This window comes from Lutibacter sp., assembly GCF_041562875.1.
In the GTDB taxonomy this organism is placed as follows: domain Bacteria; phylum Bacteroidota; class Bacteroidia; order Flavobacteriales; family Flavobacteriaceae; genus Lutibacter.
Window position 1 is genome coordinate 18,558 of record NZ_JBFFOE010000005.1, and the last position, 16,869, is coordinate 35,426.

Here is a 16,869-nt window from a genome sequence, read left to right on the forward strand (position 1 = left end):
TTGATTTATTAATACTGATTTTATAATTAGTAATTTTTAATAATTAAGGTTTTAAAATCAGATTTTTGAATAATGCTAATATTATTAATTATTGAGTTTTCTCCATAAATTTGTAGATTATTAGCATTTCCCTGTTGAATGATATTAAAATTGGAAGGTGTATTATTGTAATAATTAATAAAATTGTAATAATTGTTATTCCCTAATTGACTAACTGTTTGAGAGTCTGCCACATTTTGTTTAATATCAATTTCATTGTTATTACCTATTTGGTTTAAAGTAATAAAATTACTTTGCTCTTGTTTATTATTATTTGTAGTTGGAGTTCTTTTATTTTCAAGTAAAGCAGATTCATTATTCAATTGAAAATATTGATTTATAATATAGGTATTTTCATCTGTTTGTTGAGCATTACTATTAAAAGAAGTTAAATTAAATAGAAGTAATAAAATAAACATAAAGTAAGAAGTTTTCATGATATTTAGAATTTTTATTTTATTTTTAAAAATAAAAAAGGGAAGAGAAGAATTCTCTCCCCTTTTTATTAAATAATTTACAAATACCTAGAAAGGCATAAAAGCAGTAGATTGAGTTACCAAAGCATGGTTACCCATACCAACTTGATCAACAAAACTTGTGTTCATACCACCCCAAAAAGCATCTTGAGTTACACAGGCACTATTAAAAACACCTAATTGACTAATAGTTGAAGCGTTCATTCCCATAAAACCTGCATCTTGATTTACATCTGCGAAATTATAACTTCCAACTTGAGATATGTTACTAATGTTTGTTCCTCCAAAGGCATCTTGAGTTACACAAGCCAAATTATATCCACCAAAAAATCCTCCAATTTGATTAATAAATGAAGTATTCATACCCCATCCATAAGTAGCTTGATCACTAACTGCAGTATTTCCCCAACCAGTTTGATAAGAAGTTGCAAAATTTGCACCTCCTACTTGATCTTGTTTTGACTCGTTGTCAATTCCCATTTGAACTATAGAAGCATAATTAGGAATTGGCATAAACCAATAAGAAGGATTAAACTGATTTTGTTCTGCATAGTTACCATTACCAACTTGCATCACAGTTGCATTGTTTAAATAACCGTTTTGAGTTTGGAAAGATAAATTTCCAATTCCAGATTGAGTTGCAAGTGCAGAGTTATACCCTGTTCCCCAAGGAATAAGATTTCCACTTACTTGTTTTGCAAAATTAAAAGAACCTGTTTGGTTAATTACGCCAAAATCCATAAATCCATGTTGTTCAGTAATGGCAGTATTTCCATTACCTATTTGATTTACATAAGCATTTTCAAATCCAAATTGAGTCACCCTTGAATAGTTTCCTAAACCAACTTGATGAACCTCAGCATCATTATATCCATAAATCTGATCAACAATACTTAAATTTCCAAATGGCATTCCATATTCTGGACTCAATTGCTGAATTGAACAACCATCACATGTTTGTTGTTGTATTTGTGAAAACAACATACTTGTAGCGAATAATAGCGCTACAGCTAATAATAATTTTTTCATAATAATAAATTTTAAAATGTTAATACTCATTAAAATAATATTTCATATAAATTTACAAGGGAAGGAACTACATTTTAAGAAATCCATTATTTAAAATAATGAGCGACTTAAAAAAAAGCTCTATAAATTTATAAAATGGGATGAAAAAACAATTTTTTGAGGTTTAAACTGTGGAGTGAATTTAATTTTAAAGGATCCTAAAACTATAATAAGAATACACCTATAATTTCTAATACTAATATACATATTAATTTATCTTTTTAAAAGTATTCTTTTATTTTTTTTGCATAAAGCACACTTTTATAAACAATTGGAAACAAATGCATTCTTTTTAACACATTATGAAATGCCACCTTATTGCAACATAATTGTTTAATCTTAAATAAAAAAAAGGGGGAATTACCCCCCTTTTTTTGTTAAATTTTATATAATTTAATTCGGATTTCAATTAATTATCTTAATGTCCACCTTCACCTCCACAGTTTCCACTTCCATCTCCTCCACCTCCGTGTTGACTTACATTAGAAGTTATTCCTGATCCATTATGAAAAACATTACTTGTGTTTCCCATTCCTCGTTGAGTAACTTCAGAAGTATTATAGGAACCTAACTGCATTGTGTAACTTACGTTAAATTTACCGTGTTGTTCAGTTGTAGCTGTATTATTATTTCCAAACTGATTTGTTATGCTCAATCCACCATGACCATGTTGTTCTGTATTAGCAATATTATCATTACCAAATTGGTATTCCCAAGAATCATTTGAATTACCCGTTTGGAAAGTTGTTTGATCATTATCATTACCTATTTGAAGAACAAAACTTTCATTTGTTTTACTATCTTGTGTAGTTGAAGAGCTGTTGCCTTCACCAAATTGAGTTGTTGTACTAAAACTACCATTACCAGCTTGTTTTGTAAATGCCGTATTTCCATCTCCAACTTGCAACGTATAACTTAAAACATTATGCCCTTCTTGTTCTGTAGTAGAAGTATTTCTTTCTCCAAATTGAGCTGTATAAGCATCATTTCCATTTCCTTTTTGGTCTGTAGTTTGTGTATTTCTGTATCCATCTTGGTAAACATAACTTTCATGAGCTTCAGTTACCTCACCTTCCTCAGCTGTCATTAGCTCTGGCTCATCGCTTCCACCTTCTTCTCCACCGCCTTTTTGAGATGTTGTAGATTTATTCACATACCCATTTTGATATTCATAAGCTTCATGATTTGTTCCTCTTTGGTCTACATCAGACATGTTTCCACTTCCAAATTGATGTTGTAATGTATAATTTGATTTTCCGTGTTGTTCAGCAATAGCACTATTTTTAGTTATTCCCCAATTAGAAGCTTTTTGAACTTGAACTGTTCTGTTTTCAGATCCTTTTTGAATTATACTTGCACTATTACCTCCCCAAGAATACCAATTTGCACCTGATTGATTTTGGATTGCTTCATTTGCATGTCCATCTTGATCTATGCTACCAATATTATAAAAATCACGTTGTGTTTGACGTGCATAATTTCCATTAGCAACTTGCTTAATTTCCGCTGTACTCCAATGAGACCCAACCTGATCAACATTTGCTTCATTTAAATGCCCCTTTTGATCTACATTAGCAGTATTGAACCATCCAAATTGATCAATGTCAGAATCATTTGTGTTTCCACGTTGTTCTACTGTTGAAGCATTATTTTTCCCTTGTGAATTTACATCACTGGTATTTGATTGTGCATAAATTAATGATGTTGCCATCATTGTTATTACTAAAATAGATAATAATTTTTTCATAATAATAAAATTTAAATGTTAATACTAATTAAAATAATATTCCATATAAATTTATAGGGAAAATAACTACATTTTAAGAAAGCTATTAGTTAACACATAACAATATGATAACTTTAAGCAACTTTAAAAAAGCGCTATAAACTTATAAAATGGGGATAAACAATTTTGTGAGGTTTAAACTGTGGAGTTATTTTAATCAAGAGATTAGAAATTATAAACGTATACATTTATAATTTCTAGTACTAAGATAAATACTAATTTGTCATCTTAAAAGTATTTTTTCTCATAATTTGCAAAAAGCAAGTTTTAATAAATAATTGGAAATAAAGTTATTGTTTATACGTTACTTTAATTACATAACTAATCATTTATCAGAATAATTCAACATAAATTATTAAATATTGGATACTTAATTTTATAATTATTTAAACAAAAAAATCCCGCAATATGCGGGATTTTTTTGTTTAAATAAAATTTTCTTAGTTTATCTTGTAAATAATAACTCTCTATATTTAGTTAATGGCCACAACTCATCATCAATCATCAATTCTAATTTATCACAATGTAATCTAATCTCATCAAAAAATGGTTTTACTTTAAAGCAATATGCATCAGCCATTGCTTCAATATTTTCTAATTTATTTGCTTTTTTACGCGCATCAATCATTTTATCAATTTTGGAATGTATTCCTTCAATATGCTCAGAAATTCTTTTAATTAACAAAATTTGTTCTGCAGCATGTTTTTCAAAATCTGTTCCAAAAATTTCTTTTAAGCCCGTAACATTTTTAATTAACAAGTTTTGGTAACGAACCGCTGTTGGAACCACATGATTACCAGCAATATCACCTAAAACACGAGATTCTATTTGAATACGCTTTGTATACTCTTCCATTTCAACTTCATAGCGTACCACAGTTTCAACCTTACTCATCACATTCATTTCTTCAAATAAATCAATTGTTTTTTTAGAAATTTTAGCTTTTAATGCCTCGGGTGTTGTTTTATTATTACTTAAACCTCTTTTCTTTGCTTCTTTTTCCCATTCAATTCCGTAACCATTTCCTTCAAATAAAATTCTTTTAGATGCTTTTATGTATTCTCTTAGTACATTAAAAACGGCTTCATCTTTCTTTAAATCTTTCGTATCTATTAATTTATCAACTTCTATTTTAAAATCTTTTAACTGTTTCGCAACTATTGTGTTTAAAACTTTCATTGGTTTTGCACAGTTAGCTGTTGAGCCAACAGCTCTAAATTCAAATTTATTACCTGTAAACGCAAATGGAGATGTTCTGTTTCTATCTGTATTGTCTAATAACACATCAGGAATTTTACCCACAACGTTTAGTTTAAGGTCTGTTTTTTCTTCAGGAGAAAGTTTTCCATTTGTTACATTCTCTAGTTCATCTAAAACTTTGGTTAATTGAGCTCCAATAAAAACTGAAATAATTGCTGGTGGTGCTTCATTAGCTCCTAATCTATGATCATTACTTGCTGATGCTATAACAGCTCTCAACAATTCTTCATTTTCATTAACAGCTTTAATTGTGTTAATAAAGAATGTCAGAAATTGAAGATTGCTCATTGGAGTTTTTCCTGGTGATAACAAATTAATACCTGTGTCTGTTGATAATGACCAGTTATTATGTTTTCCTGAACCATTTACACTAGAAAAGGGTTTTTCATGCAGTAGCACTTTAAAATGATGACGTGCAGCAACTTTTCCCATTAAATCCATTAATAATGAATTATGATCTACTGCTAAATTTGCTTCTTCATAAATAGGTGCCAATTCAAACTGGTTTGGGGCTACCTCATTATGACGTGTTTTTACAGGAATTCCCAACAACATACACTCGGTTTCCAAATCGCGCATAAAATTCAATGCTCTACCAGGAATTGAACCAAAATAATGATCATCTAACTGTTGCCCTTTTGCAGGCGAATGCCCCAATAATGTTCTACCTGTTAACATAATGTCAGGCCTACTTTCGGCTAAAGCTTTATCTATTAAAAAATATTCTTGTTCCCAACCAAGTGACGAAGTTACTTTTTTTACATTTTTATCGAAATATTTACAAACAGCAGTTGCTGAAGAATCCAAAGCTTGTAAAGCTCTTAACAAAGGTGTTTTATTATCTAAAGCTTCCCCTGTATATGCCACAAATATGGTTGGTATACTTAAAGTAGTACCATACACAAATGCCGGTGATGTTGGATCCCAAGCAGTGTAGCCTCTTGCTTCAAACGTATTTCTTATTCCTCCATTTGGAAAACTTGAAGCATCTGGTTCTTGTTGCACCAATTCATTTCCTCCAAATCTTTCAATAGCCATACCTCCTCCAATAGTTTCAAAAAAAGCATCATGTTTTTCTGCAGTTGCTCCAGTTAACGGTTGAAACCAATGTGTATAATGTGTCACTCCTTTAGACATAGCCCATTCTTTCATTGCTGAAGCTACTTGATTCGCAATTTTTCGATCAATTTTAGTACCATCATCAATAGCGCTCATTACACCTTTAAAGGCATCTTTAGTTAAATATTGGCGCATTGTATTTTCATTAAACACGTTTTGACCAAATAATTCTGATCTTTTTATACTTTCAATAACTTCAACAGGTTTTCTGTTAGAAGCATCGGTTAAAGCTTGAAATCTTAATCTTGCCATATTCTAAATTTTAAATTGTTCAACAAATATAAACTTTTTAGTAGAATAATTATTATCATTTTTCATTAAATAATTCATTTAAGTTGAATTATTCTATATTAACCCCAAAAAAAATAGGGTATCCATAAAAATATTGATCTCAATAACATTTACACCCCTTATATTTTTATTATATGATGAAAATATTTATTTTTGTCAAACATTTTGTATTTAATAAAACAAGAATTTATATGAGCAAATCAAAATTAGAATACATTTGGTTAGATGGGCATCAACCAACTCAAGAATTAAGAAGTAAAACAAAAGTTGAAAATGACTTTAGTGGAAAATTGGAAGATTGTAGCATTTGGTCTTTTGACGGTTCTTCTACTGAACAAGCTGAAGGTGGTTCTTCTGACTGTTTACTTAAACCTGTAGCTATTTATCCTGATCCGTCAAGACGCAATGGTTATTTAGTTATGTGTGAAGTATTAAATGCTGATAAAACCCCTCACGTATCAAATCATCGTGCAACAATTGATGATGATGATAACGATTTTTGGTTTGGTTTTGAGCAAGAATATTTCTTAATGGATTCTAAAACTGATTTACCTTTAGGTTTCCCACGTGGGGGATTCCCTGGGCCACAAGGGAAATACTATTGTTCAGTTGGAGGTAGATATACTTGGGGTAGAGATTTTGTTGAAGAACATGCAGACCTATGTATTGATGCTGGACTTAACTTTGAAGGAATTAACCAAGAGGTTGCTCCTGGACAATGGGAATTTCAATGTTTTGCACAAAGCGCTAAAACTGCCGGTGATGAAATTTGGGTAGCAAGATATTTATTAAATAGATTGTCAGAAAAATACAATTACTATATTGAATTACATCCAAAACCTGTAAAAGGAGACTGGAACGGTTCTGGTATGCATGCAAACTTTTCAAATACTACTTTAAGAACTTGTGGATCTAAAGAAATTTATAGTAAAATTTGCGAAGCATTTAGACCTTTAACAGACGAGCATATTGGCGTTTATGGTGCATATAATGATGAAAGATTAACAGGATTGCATGAAACAGCTCACGTTTCAGATTTCTCTTATGGAGTATCTGACAGAGGTGCCTCAATCCGTATTCCTATTATTACTGTTGAAAAAGGATGGAAAGGTTGGTTAGAAGACCGTCGTCCTGCTTCAAATGCTGACCCATATAAAGTTGCATCAAGAATTATTAGAACTGTTAATTCAGCTAAATTATAATTTTTACAACTTTTATTAAACTAAAAAACACTGCAATTGCAGTGTTTTTTAGTTTAATAAATAAACCTGATTTTATTTAAACATTCTTACAATAAAGAACAAATATAAAGCTAACAAAATGAGTCCTTCTTTCCAAGTCAATTTCATTTTAACTGGTGCAAAAACCAATGGAAATATCAAAAATGAAATTCCTAACATCCAAAAAATATCATTTGATAACAATCCTTGATCTACAACCGTAACATCAGTTATCATTGAAGTTACACCTAATACCCCTAAAATATTAAACACATTAGAACCAATTAAATTACCCAAGGAAATTGCCTTTTCTTTTTTAAGTACCGCAATAACAGAAGCTGCCAATTCCGGAATACTTGTACCTACAGAAACAATTGTAATTCCTATTATTCTTTCACTTACATTAAAGTTTTTTGCCATACCTACAGCTCCATCAATTAATAATTCTGACCCTCCCCAAAGTGCAACACCACCAATAACTAAAAACAACACTACTTTATTTAAGGGTAATTCTACATCATCATCAGGCATTTCATCTACAACAGCTGTTTTTTGAAATTTCAATAAATAAATTAAAAATATTAGCAGGAAAGAAAACAAAATAATTCCTTCATAACGTTCTAATACACCATCAAAAGCAATAAAAAAATAAAATAACACTGATGAAATCATCATTACAGGCCAATCTGTTTTATAAAAACTTTTCTCTACACTTATGGTTGAAATTAAAATAGTAATTCCTAAAACCAATCCTAAATTGGCAATATTTGAACCTATCACATTTCCAAAAGCAATATCCGCATGACCATCTAATGCCGATTTTATACTTACAATAAGCTCAGGCGCAGAAGTTGCAAAAGAAACTACTGTCATTCCTATTACTATTTTAGGGATTTTTAAACGAAGTGACAATCCAACTGCTGCTTTCAACAACCAGTTACCTCCTAATATCAACAACACCAAGCCAATTCCAATAAATAGAATATTCATAAAATATATTTTTGGCAAATATAAAAGAAATAATATTCTATTTACAATTCACTTATAATTTAGACAAACTTAAAAATTTGTTAAATAACTACCTTTATAGTTGTGTAACTATAAAAATAGTTTACGTTTGTAATGCGTTAAGGATTGAAGTGGCATCCTTTTTATTTTTTATTAATAAAAAGATATAACGAAAAGCCTGACGCGAGTGAAACGAAGCGGAACGCACAAATATTTAATAGATGGAAAAACTAACCAATAAAGAAGAAGAAATAATGCACGTTTTATGGACGCTTACTAAAGCTTTTGTAAAAGAAGTTGTTGCTGAATTACCAATGCCAAAACCACATTACAACACAGTTTCAACAGTAATTAGAAAAATGGAGGATAAAGGGTATGTAAAACATGAAGCCTTTGGAAACACACACAGATATTATCCTGCTATATCAAAAGAAGAATATCGGAAAAATTATTTTTCAAGTGCTACACAAAATTATTTTGAAAATTCCTACAAAAATGTAGTCTCCTTTTTTGCGAAAGAAGAAAAAATAAGCGCTGATGAATTACGTGAAATTATTAAACTTATTGAAAGTAAAAACAACCAATAATTATGGACTATTTATTAAAGGCTAGCGGAATAGTTTTAATACTTTTCTTATTTTATTATGTATTCTTAAAAAATGAGACTTTTTTTAAGTCAATTAGAAGTTATTTTATCATTGGATTATTAATAGTATTAACAATTCCCTTGATTGATATACCTATTTATGTTGAAACTATTAAATCTCAACTAAACTTGCTTAATTATGAAGAAATTGCTTCCACAAACATTACTGAACAAACTATTAATTGGACTCAAATCTTTATTTTCATATATTTAATTGGTGTAGTTTTTTTTACTTTAAAATTTTTAATGCAATTAATTTCATTAGGGAATTTAATTTCAAAACATCAATTAACAAAGCAAGGCAACTATTATTTTGTTGAAACTTCAAAAAACATTTCACCATTTTCATTTTTTAACATTATAATTTATAACAAATCACAATTCAATATTGATGAACTTGAGCAAATTATAAATCATGAAAAAGCACACGTGCAACAGTGGCATTCTATTGACACACTTTTAGCTCACTTATTAGTAATTACGCTATGGTTTAATCCGTTTGTTTGGTTATATAAAAAGGCAGTTCAACAAAATCTTGAATTTTTAGCTGATGCATATGCATTAGAACTAGCAGATAATCACAAATTATATCAATTTACTTTATTAAAAACCTGTGGAGCAAATTACTGCACAGAAATAACAAACAATTTTTACAATTCATTAATTAAAAAACGCATTATTATGTTACAAAAAAATCGTTCTACATCAAAAAATCAATGGAAATATGCTTTATTGCTACCTTTACTAACAGCATTTGTATTTACCTTCAACACTAAAGTAATTGCTCAAGAAAAAAAAGTAATAGAAATTGAAGAAATCAACAATGAACTGATTGAATTAATTATTGACAAAAATACTTCTGATGAAACATTAAACGAAGAAAAAATAACTTTCAAACAAGAATTCGATATTACCATATCATTTAAAGGAATCAAACGAAATGCTAATAATGAAATAACTGCAATTAAAATTGATGCAAAAGGGAAAAATTTAAAATCAAAATTTGAAAACGCAAGTTCTGAACCAATAAAGGCAATTAAAATTTCATATAATTCTGATTACAACTCACTAAATATAAGTAACCTGAGTAAGGTTTACAAAAATAGTTATACTTATACAATACATGAAGATAACGATAGTGCTAAAAAAGTAAAATTCAAACCAAATAAAGATGACAATTATGCTTTTGTAACTTCAGATGGTAAAACAAAACTATGGAAAACAAAAGGAGATAGTAAAAATGTATGGGTTCAAGAACAAGGCAAAGAAAGCAACATTAAAGTTGAAGTAATTGAACTTAAAGAAGGAGAACGTGAAGTAAAAGTAATCCATGAAATAAATAAGGATGAAATAAATGAGGACATAGAAATAGAAATTAATGAAGACAGTGCATCTGAAAATGTTTTTGTGATTAAAACTGATCGTGACAAAAAAAATAAACAAAAAATTACCAAAAAAGAAAATTTAATTTTTGTAAGCTCCGGAAGTGAAGAGCCGATAACTTTTGTTGATGGTAAAGAAGTTTCAACTGAAGAAATGAAAAACATTGAACCAGATACAATAGAAAAAATAGAAGTATTAAAAGGGAACTCTGCAACAGATAAATATGGTGAAAAAGGAAAAAATGGGGTTATTTTAATTACTATCAAAAAGCAATAAAACTATCGTAATTTAATTGTAAACTATCCATTTCTAAATTTAGAAAAGGATAGTTTTTTTATACTAAAAAGATAGAAACCCTTATTTTAATCAATCTAAGAGACAAAACCTCCTTTACTTTTAAAAAACAATCTAAAACCGCTCATTATTTACTTACAATTTTAAACAATAAAATAATATATAATTACAGTTTAAAACATTATTATAGTAATTTACAAAAACTCACAAATCAATTCTGTCTTTTAATTTAAAATTAGAAGTTAATTTAATTAATACCCTACAAAATTATTGGAGACAAGCAAAAAGTAGTCATATCTTGAATAAAGAATTAATTCAAAAATCAATTTACTAACCTAAAACCTACTTACATGATTACAATCTTCATCCTAATAACAGAGTTAATTTTAACATTTATTAACTTATTATATTAACTTAAAAATTGAATCTGCAATCTTTTTTTGATTTGCGTTCATTAAAATTTCCACAAAATGTGGAAATTTTTTTTTAATCAGTATATTTACATCATGAATAAACAACTCTTCAGAATTTTAGCGAAAATTAATAAAATTGTACTACCAAGCTTCACTAAAAACAAGCTTGATATGGCAAAAGCAAAAAAATGGCAAATGGCTATTATTGGATGGCGATATTTTGTTACAAAAAATAGTTTGTGAAATAATTAAAAAATAGTATATTTGCAGCCTCAAAATGGCCTCGTGGCGCAACTGAATAGCGCACTTGATTACGGCTCAAGAGGTTACTGGTTTGAATCCAGTCGAGGTCACTACAAAAAAAAAGAGTTACAAAAATGTAACTCTTTTTTTTATGGAATATGTTTACATCTAAATGAGCAAATCCAAATATACAAAAACTAAAAAAATGAATAATTAAAAGTATAAATTCACTTTCAATTATTCATTTAAATCTTTTATATAGCTAAATATAATATAAATCAAATTTAACTCAACATTAATGGTATTATATTGCTAAAACAGAATTTTCTTCTGCGTCAAGACCATTATTTACATATTTATCAGCACTATCATCATTTACCCACTTTTCACCATCTAATAAATACTTAAATTGATACTCTTTTTCAGAAGGCAAATCAATAACAACTTTAAAAGAACCATCTTTCAATTTTTTCATATTTATAGGCTCAGCTGTATTCCAGTTATTAAACTCACCTAATAAATCAACTTTACTTGCACCAGCAGCAGCTCCTTTTTCCATTAAAAATGTAACTTTACAAACTGGTTTACTTTTTAAATATTGCTTTTTTAAACTCATAACATTAATTTTAATTTATCTTACAAATTTAACTTTGAATAGCGTTATATTATACAACTCCTTTTTCTTATTTATATTCTATATTAACACTTAGTTCGCAAATTATACATATCTAGTTAAATTTAAACATTAATTCTTCTATTTAGAATAAAATTTGTTATTCCAATCAATTACTTTGCAATATTATTAATTATCCACATATTTTAACACTCTAAAATGATTATCTTCAAAAAATCACCTGATATCGTTATTTTATCTTAAAAAAATCAAATATATTTATATCTTTAAAAATTATCAATTTAATATCAATAACTTCAAATTCTATGGAACAAAATTTTAAAATAAAGGTAAATGACTCATTTTATAACAATTTTAAAAGTTCTGATATCAATGAATTAGATGTAATAAAACTATCAAAGTCAAAATTTCACGTAATAAATAACCATAAATCTTTCGATATTAAAATAGAAAAATCTGATTTTCTAAAAAAAGAATACATTATACAAGTTAATTCTAACAACTATACCATTAAAATATCCAATCAACTAGACATACTCATTAAAGAAATGGGCTTATCAATAGGTTCAGCCAAAAAAATAAATGATATTAAAGCTCCAATGCCAGGTCTTATATTAAGTGTAAATGTGAAAGAAAAACAAAAAATAAAGGAAGGAGAAACCTTATTAATTCTTGAAGCTATGAAAATGGAGAATGCTATTGCATCACCAAAAGATGGTGTTATTAAAACCATACATATAAAAAGTGGAGGAACTGTTGAAAAAGGAGAACTTATGATTGAATTTGAATAAAATTACTTTACTACTCTATTTAATTTCAAAATTTCTAAAATTTTAAACAGCATTCAAATGAAAAAAATATTAATTGCAAACAGAGGTGAGATAGCGATTAGAGTTATGAAAACTGCTCAAAAAATGGGTATTAAAACAGTTGCTGTATATTCAGAAGCAGATAGAAATGCGCCTCACGTTAGATTTGCTGATGAAGCTGTTTGTATAGGCGAAGCACCTTCAAATAAATCATACCTTTTAGGAGATAAAATTATCGAAGAAGCCAAAAAATTAAATGTAGATGGAATTCATCCTGGTTATGGTTTTCTAAGTGAAAATGCGAAGTTTGCTGAATTATGCGAACAAAATAATATTATTTTTATTGGTCCTAAATCAAAATCTATTAGAATGATGGGCGATAAATTAGCGGCAAAAGATGCTGTTAAAGATTATAATATTCCTATGGTTCCTGGTGTTGATAGAGCTGTAACCGACCCAAAAGAGGCTTCTGAAATAGCAAGAACAATTGGGTTTCCAATTTTAATAAAAGCGTCTGCAGGTGGTGGAGGTAAAGGAATGCGTATTGTTGAAAAAGAACAAGATGTTGAAGAACAAATGGCTAGAGCAATTAGTGAAGCAACTTCAGCCTTTGGTGATGGTTCCGTTTTTGTTGAAAAATATATTACTTCACCTCGTCATATAGAAATTCAAGTTTTGGCTGATAGTCATGGGAATGTGTTACATTTTTTTGAAAGAGAATGTAGTATTCAACGTCGTCATCAAAAAGTTATTGAAGAAGCTCCATCTTCAATTTTAACACCTGAATTAAGAGAGAAAATGGGACAAGCAGCCATTAAAGTGGCAAAATCATGTGATTATTTAGGTGCTGGTACCGTTGAATTTTTAGTTGATAGTGACTTAAATTTCTATTTTCTAGAAATGAATACTCGCTTACAAGTTGAACATCCAGTTACAGAATTAATCTCAGGAGTAGATTTAGTTGAACTTCAAATTAAAATTGCACGAGGCGAAGCAATAACATTAAAACAAGAAGATTTAAAAATAAATGGACACGCACTTGAGTTACGTGTGTATGCTGAAGACCCTATGAATAATTTTTTTCCAAGCATTGGAAATTTAAGTACCTATAAAATTCCTATTGGTGAAGGTATAAGAGTTGATGATGGTTTTGAAGAAGGAATGGATATTCCAATTTATTACGACCCAATGTTATCAAAATTAATTACTTATGGTAAAACTAGAGATGAAGCAATTCAATTAATGATAAAAGCAATTGATAACTATAAAATTGAGGGTGTTAAAACAACCTTGCCATTTGGTAAATTTGTATGCCTACATGAAGCATTTCGGTCCGGAAACTTTGATACTCATTTTGTAAAAAACTACTACACACCTGAAAAACTTCAAGCCGAATTAAATGCAGAAGAAAAAATAGCAGCTTTAATAGCGCTAAAAATATATTTAGAAGATCAAAAAATTGTAAGAATTCCTCTTAACTAACTAATTATAAAATTCAATAGTATGGATTCTAAAATTGAAAAATTAAATAAAAGAGTTGCATTATCTCATTTAGGTGGCGGAGATGAACGAATTAAAAAACAGCACACAAAGAAAAAATTAACAGCAAGAGAACGCATAGATTATTTATTAGATGAAAGTTCATTTGAAGAAATGGGCGCTTTAGTAACTCATAGAACTACCGATTTTGGAATGGATAATGAAATCTATTTTGGAGATGGTGTTGTAACTGGTTATGGAACTATTGACAGAAGGTTAGTATATGTTTTCGCACAAGATTTCACTGTTTTTGGCGGCTCTTTATCTGAAACAAACGCCGAAAAAATTTGCAAAATAATGGATCAAGCTATAAAAGTTGGTGCTCCATTAATTGGTTTAAATGATTCTGGAGGTGCACGAATTCAGGAAGGTGTAAGATCACTTGGTGGATATGCTGATATTTTTTACAGAAATGTACAAGCTTCAGGTGTAATACCGCAACTTTCAGCAATTATGGGTCCTTGCGCAGGTGGTGCAGTTTATTCTCCTGCTATGACCGATTTTACCTTTATGGTTGAAGATACTAGTTATATGTTTGTAACTGGGCCAAATGTAGTAAAAACAGTTACCAATGAAGAGGTTACCGCTGAAGAATTAGGTGGTGCAAGTACACATTCAACAAAATCAGGCGTTACACATATTACATCTGCAAATGACATTCAATGTTTGTCAGCAATAAAAACGTTGTTAAGTTATATTCCTCAAAATAATAAAGAAACTACTAAAAAATTACGGTTTGATTTGGGTGATGAATTAAGATTAAATCTTGAAACCATTATCCCAGAAAACCCTAATAAACCTTATGATATGCACGAGGTTATAAAAGGTATTATTGATGAAAATTCATTCTTTGAAATTCATAAAGATTTTGCAGGAAATATTCTAGTAGGTTTTGCCCGTTTAGCTGGTAGAAGTATTGGAATAGTAGCCAACCAACCAATGAATTTAGCTGGCTGTTTAGATGTGAATAGCTCTGTAAAAGGAGCTCGTTTTACACGCTTTTGCGATTCTTTTAATATCCCGTTATTAGTATTGGTTGATGTACCAGGGTTTTTACCTGGGACTGATCAAGAATGGAATGCAATTATAACTAACGGCGCCAAATTATTGTATGCATTTAGCGAAGCTACAGTTCCACGTATTACAGTTATTACTCGTAAAGCCTATGGAGGTGCTTATGATGTAATGAATTCTAAACATATTGGAGCTGACATGAATTTTGCTTGGCCAACTGCCGAGATTGCTGTGATGGGTGCAAAAGGTGCAGCTGAAATTATTTTTAAAAACGAAATTAATTCAGCTCAAAACCCAGAAGAAAAGCTAATAGAAAAAGAAACCGAATATGCTTACAAATTTGCAGACCCTTATGATGCTGCCAGTCGTGGTTTTATTGATGAAATAATTTACCCTAAATACACAAGAAGAAAATTAATTAAAGCATTTCAAATGTTGGAAGGAAAAGAACTAAACTTACCCAAAAAGAAGCATGGGAATATTCCTTTGTAAATTATCTATTCAACAATAAAAAGGCTAAAATTTATATATAAATTTTAGCCTTTTTATAATTTTACTTTTACAAATTACCAATTCACCACTACTATAGAACCTTTAGCCATTATGTATTAGCCCACAACATTTCTTGAATTTTATACCACTTTTACAAGGACAAGGGTCATTTCTACCAATTCTAAAATTATTTTTTTTCATATTTTTAGACAACATATCCTGATTGAAAATTTGTTCTAGTAAATCATATAAATCTGGATGTTTTCTGGCAAGTAATTTCGGGCGTTCAAAAAAATACTCACTAGCTACTGAAAAAAATTCTGCTTTATTCGTTCCTCCGTATGGGTTAATATCTGATTGCTTTTCATAAATTTCATCAATCTTATTATTGATAAGGTCTAACCAAGGAATTACATATTGCTTTTCTAATAAAAGTGTAGGAATTCCATCAATATATCCATCACTTTTATCAATTAAATGGATAAATTCATGAATGGCTGTATTTTTTTTATCTAATTCATTTTCAAATCCATGTCTTAATGCCTGTTTTGAAAGCACCATTATACCTTCCATATAACCACTTCCTACCATTCCTAAGATATTTCTACCAGAACCTTTAGTTTCAAATTCTGTATTAAACATTGTAGGGTATAATAAAACTTCTTGAATGTTCCTATATTTCCAATTATCAAATTCAAAAATTGGGATTATTGCACTGGATGCTACAAGCAGTTTATCTGTTATATCAATACTTACTTCTATTCCTGTAATTCTACAATTCAAAAGAAATTCTTGAACTTTATATTCAAATCTTCTTTTATCGTCTTCAACTAATGAATTATAAAATGCAATATTTTTTATAAGAATTAATCTCCATTCCTCATTGAATAAGGTTTTCGGTTCTATCCATTCTAACTTTTTTTTATTATTTCTTCTAAACACAAAAAAAACAATTAACACTACAGAAGCTACACTAAAAACAAAAACCATATACTAATTATAAAACTTATGGCAAGATAAAAAATAAATAAACGAATGAGTACATTTTATCCCAAGCCTAACAGTTTAACATAAAAAAACTCTTGAAAAATTTCAAGAGTTTTTTTTAATTAGTTATTTTTTAACGTCAAACCA

13 protein-coding genes and 1 tRNA gene are annotated in these 16,869 nt (G+C 29.2%); 7 read left to right on the top strand and 7 right to left on the bottom strand.

What is annotated here, in order from left to right; all coding sequences use genetic code 11:
• Positions 1–26 precede the first annotated feature (26 nt).
• From ABY863_RS01485 to ABY863_RS01500, 4 genes are all read right to left on the bottom strand, one after another.
• On the bottom strand, positions 27–476 hold the full coding sequence (locus ABY863_RS01485; RefSeq protein ID WP_372792485.1) for a hypothetical protein: 450 nt from the start codon (positions 474–476) through the stop codon (positions 27–29).
• An 87-nt stretch (positions 477–563) separates the two neighbouring features.
• On the bottom strand, positions 564–1,544 hold the full coding sequence (locus ABY863_RS01490) for a hypothetical protein (RefSeq protein ID WP_372792486.1): 981 nt from the start codon (positions 1,542–1,544) through the stop codon (positions 564–566).
• Between the two features lie 457 nt (positions 1,545–2,001).
• A complete protein-coding gene (locus ABY863_RS01495) occupies positions 2,002–3,330 on the bottom strand; it encodes a hypothetical protein (protein WP_372792487.1) in 1,329 nt (442 codons plus the stop codon).
• Positions 3,331–3,814: 484 nt separating this feature from the next.
• Positions 3,815–6,001, bottom strand: a complete 2,187-nt coding sequence (locus ABY863_RS01500; RefSeq protein ID WP_372792488.1) for a glutamine synthetase III — start codon at positions 5,999–6,001, stop codon at positions 3,815–3,817.
• Between the two features lie 230 nt (positions 6,002–6,231).
• On the opposite strand from ABY863_RS01500, the gene ABY863_RS01505 reads away from it, so the two are divergent.
• Positions 6,232–7,242: a glutamine synthetase beta-grasp domain-containing protein gene (locus ABY863_RS01505; protein WP_372792489.1), complete on the top strand. Its 1,011-nt coding sequence runs from the start codon at positions 6,232–6,234 to the stop codon at positions 7,240–7,242.
• A gap of 72 nt (positions 7,243–7,314) precedes the next feature.
• Here the strand turns inward: ABY863_RS01505 and ABY863_RS01510 are convergent, their stop codons facing one another.
• Positions 7,315–8,250, bottom strand: a complete 936-nt coding sequence (locus ABY863_RS01510) for a calcium/sodium antiporter (protein WP_372792490.1) — start codon at positions 8,248–8,250, stop codon at positions 7,315–7,317.
• Positions 8,251–8,489: 239 nt separating this feature from the next.
• On the opposite strand from ABY863_RS01510, the gene ABY863_RS01515 reads away from it, so the two are divergent.
• From ABY863_RS01515 to ABY863_RS01525, 3 genes are all read left to right on the top strand, one after another.
• Positions 8,490–8,855, top strand: a complete 366-nt coding sequence (locus ABY863_RS01515) for a BlaI/MecI/CopY family transcriptional regulator (RefSeq protein ID WP_372792491.1) — start codon at positions 8,490–8,492, stop codon at positions 8,853–8,855.
• A 2-nt stretch (positions 8,856–8,857) separates the two neighbouring features.
• Positions 8,858–10,573: a M56 family metallopeptidase gene (locus ABY863_RS01520; protein ID WP_372792492.1), complete on the top strand. Its 1,716-nt coding sequence runs from the start codon at positions 8,858–8,860 to the stop codon at positions 10,571–10,573.
• Positions 10,574–11,283: 710 nt separating this feature from the next.
• Positions 11,284–11,357, top strand: a tRNA-Arg gene (locus ABY863_RS01525).
• 194 nt (positions 11,358–11,551) lie between these two features.
• Here ABY863_RS01525 and ABY863_RS01530 read toward each other — a convergent pair.
• Positions 11,552–11,863 carry an isoamylase early set domain-containing protein gene (locus ABY863_RS01530; RefSeq protein ID WP_372792493.1) on the bottom strand — a complete coding sequence of 104 codons (312 nt, stop codon included), beginning with the start codon at positions 11,861–11,863 and terminating at the stop codon, positions 11,552–11,554.
• A gap of 323 nt (positions 11,864–12,186) precedes the next feature.
• Between ABY863_RS01530 and ABY863_RS01535 the strand changes: the two genes are divergently transcribed.
• Genes ABY863_RS01535 through ABY863_RS01545 form a run of 3 tightly spaced genes read left to right on the top strand, consistent with a single transcriptional unit; the run spans position 12,187 to position 15,735 of the window.
• Positions 12,187–12,672: an acetyl-CoA carboxylase biotin carboxyl carrier protein subunit gene (locus ABY863_RS01535; RefSeq protein WP_372792494.1), complete on the top strand. Its 486-nt coding sequence runs from the start codon at positions 12,187–12,189 to the stop codon at positions 12,670–12,672.
• 57 nt (positions 12,673–12,729) lie between these two features.
• On the top strand, positions 12,730–14,172 hold the full coding sequence (gene accC / locus ABY863_RS01540; RefSeq protein WP_372792495.1) for an acetyl-CoA carboxylase biotin carboxylase subunit: 1,443 nt from the start codon (positions 12,730–12,732) through the stop codon (positions 14,170–14,172).
• Positions 14,173–14,193: 21 nt separating this feature from the next.
• The gene (locus ABY863_RS01545) at positions 14,194–15,735 is read left to right on the top strand and encodes an acyl-CoA carboxylase subunit beta (protein WP_372792496.1); all 1,542 of its coding nucleotides are present in this window, start codon (positions 14,194–14,196) and stop codon (positions 15,733–15,735) included.
• A 102-nt stretch (positions 15,736–15,837) separates the two neighbouring features.
• Here the strand turns inward: ABY863_RS01545 and ABY863_RS01550 are convergent, their stop codons facing one another.
• Positions 15,838–16,725 (bottom strand): zinc-dependent peptidase, encoded by an 888-nt coding sequence (locus ABY863_RS01550; protein WP_372792497.1) that lies wholly within the window; start codon positions 16,723–16,725, stop codon positions 15,838–15,840.
• Between the last annotated feature and the right edge of the window lie 144 nt (positions 16,726–16,869).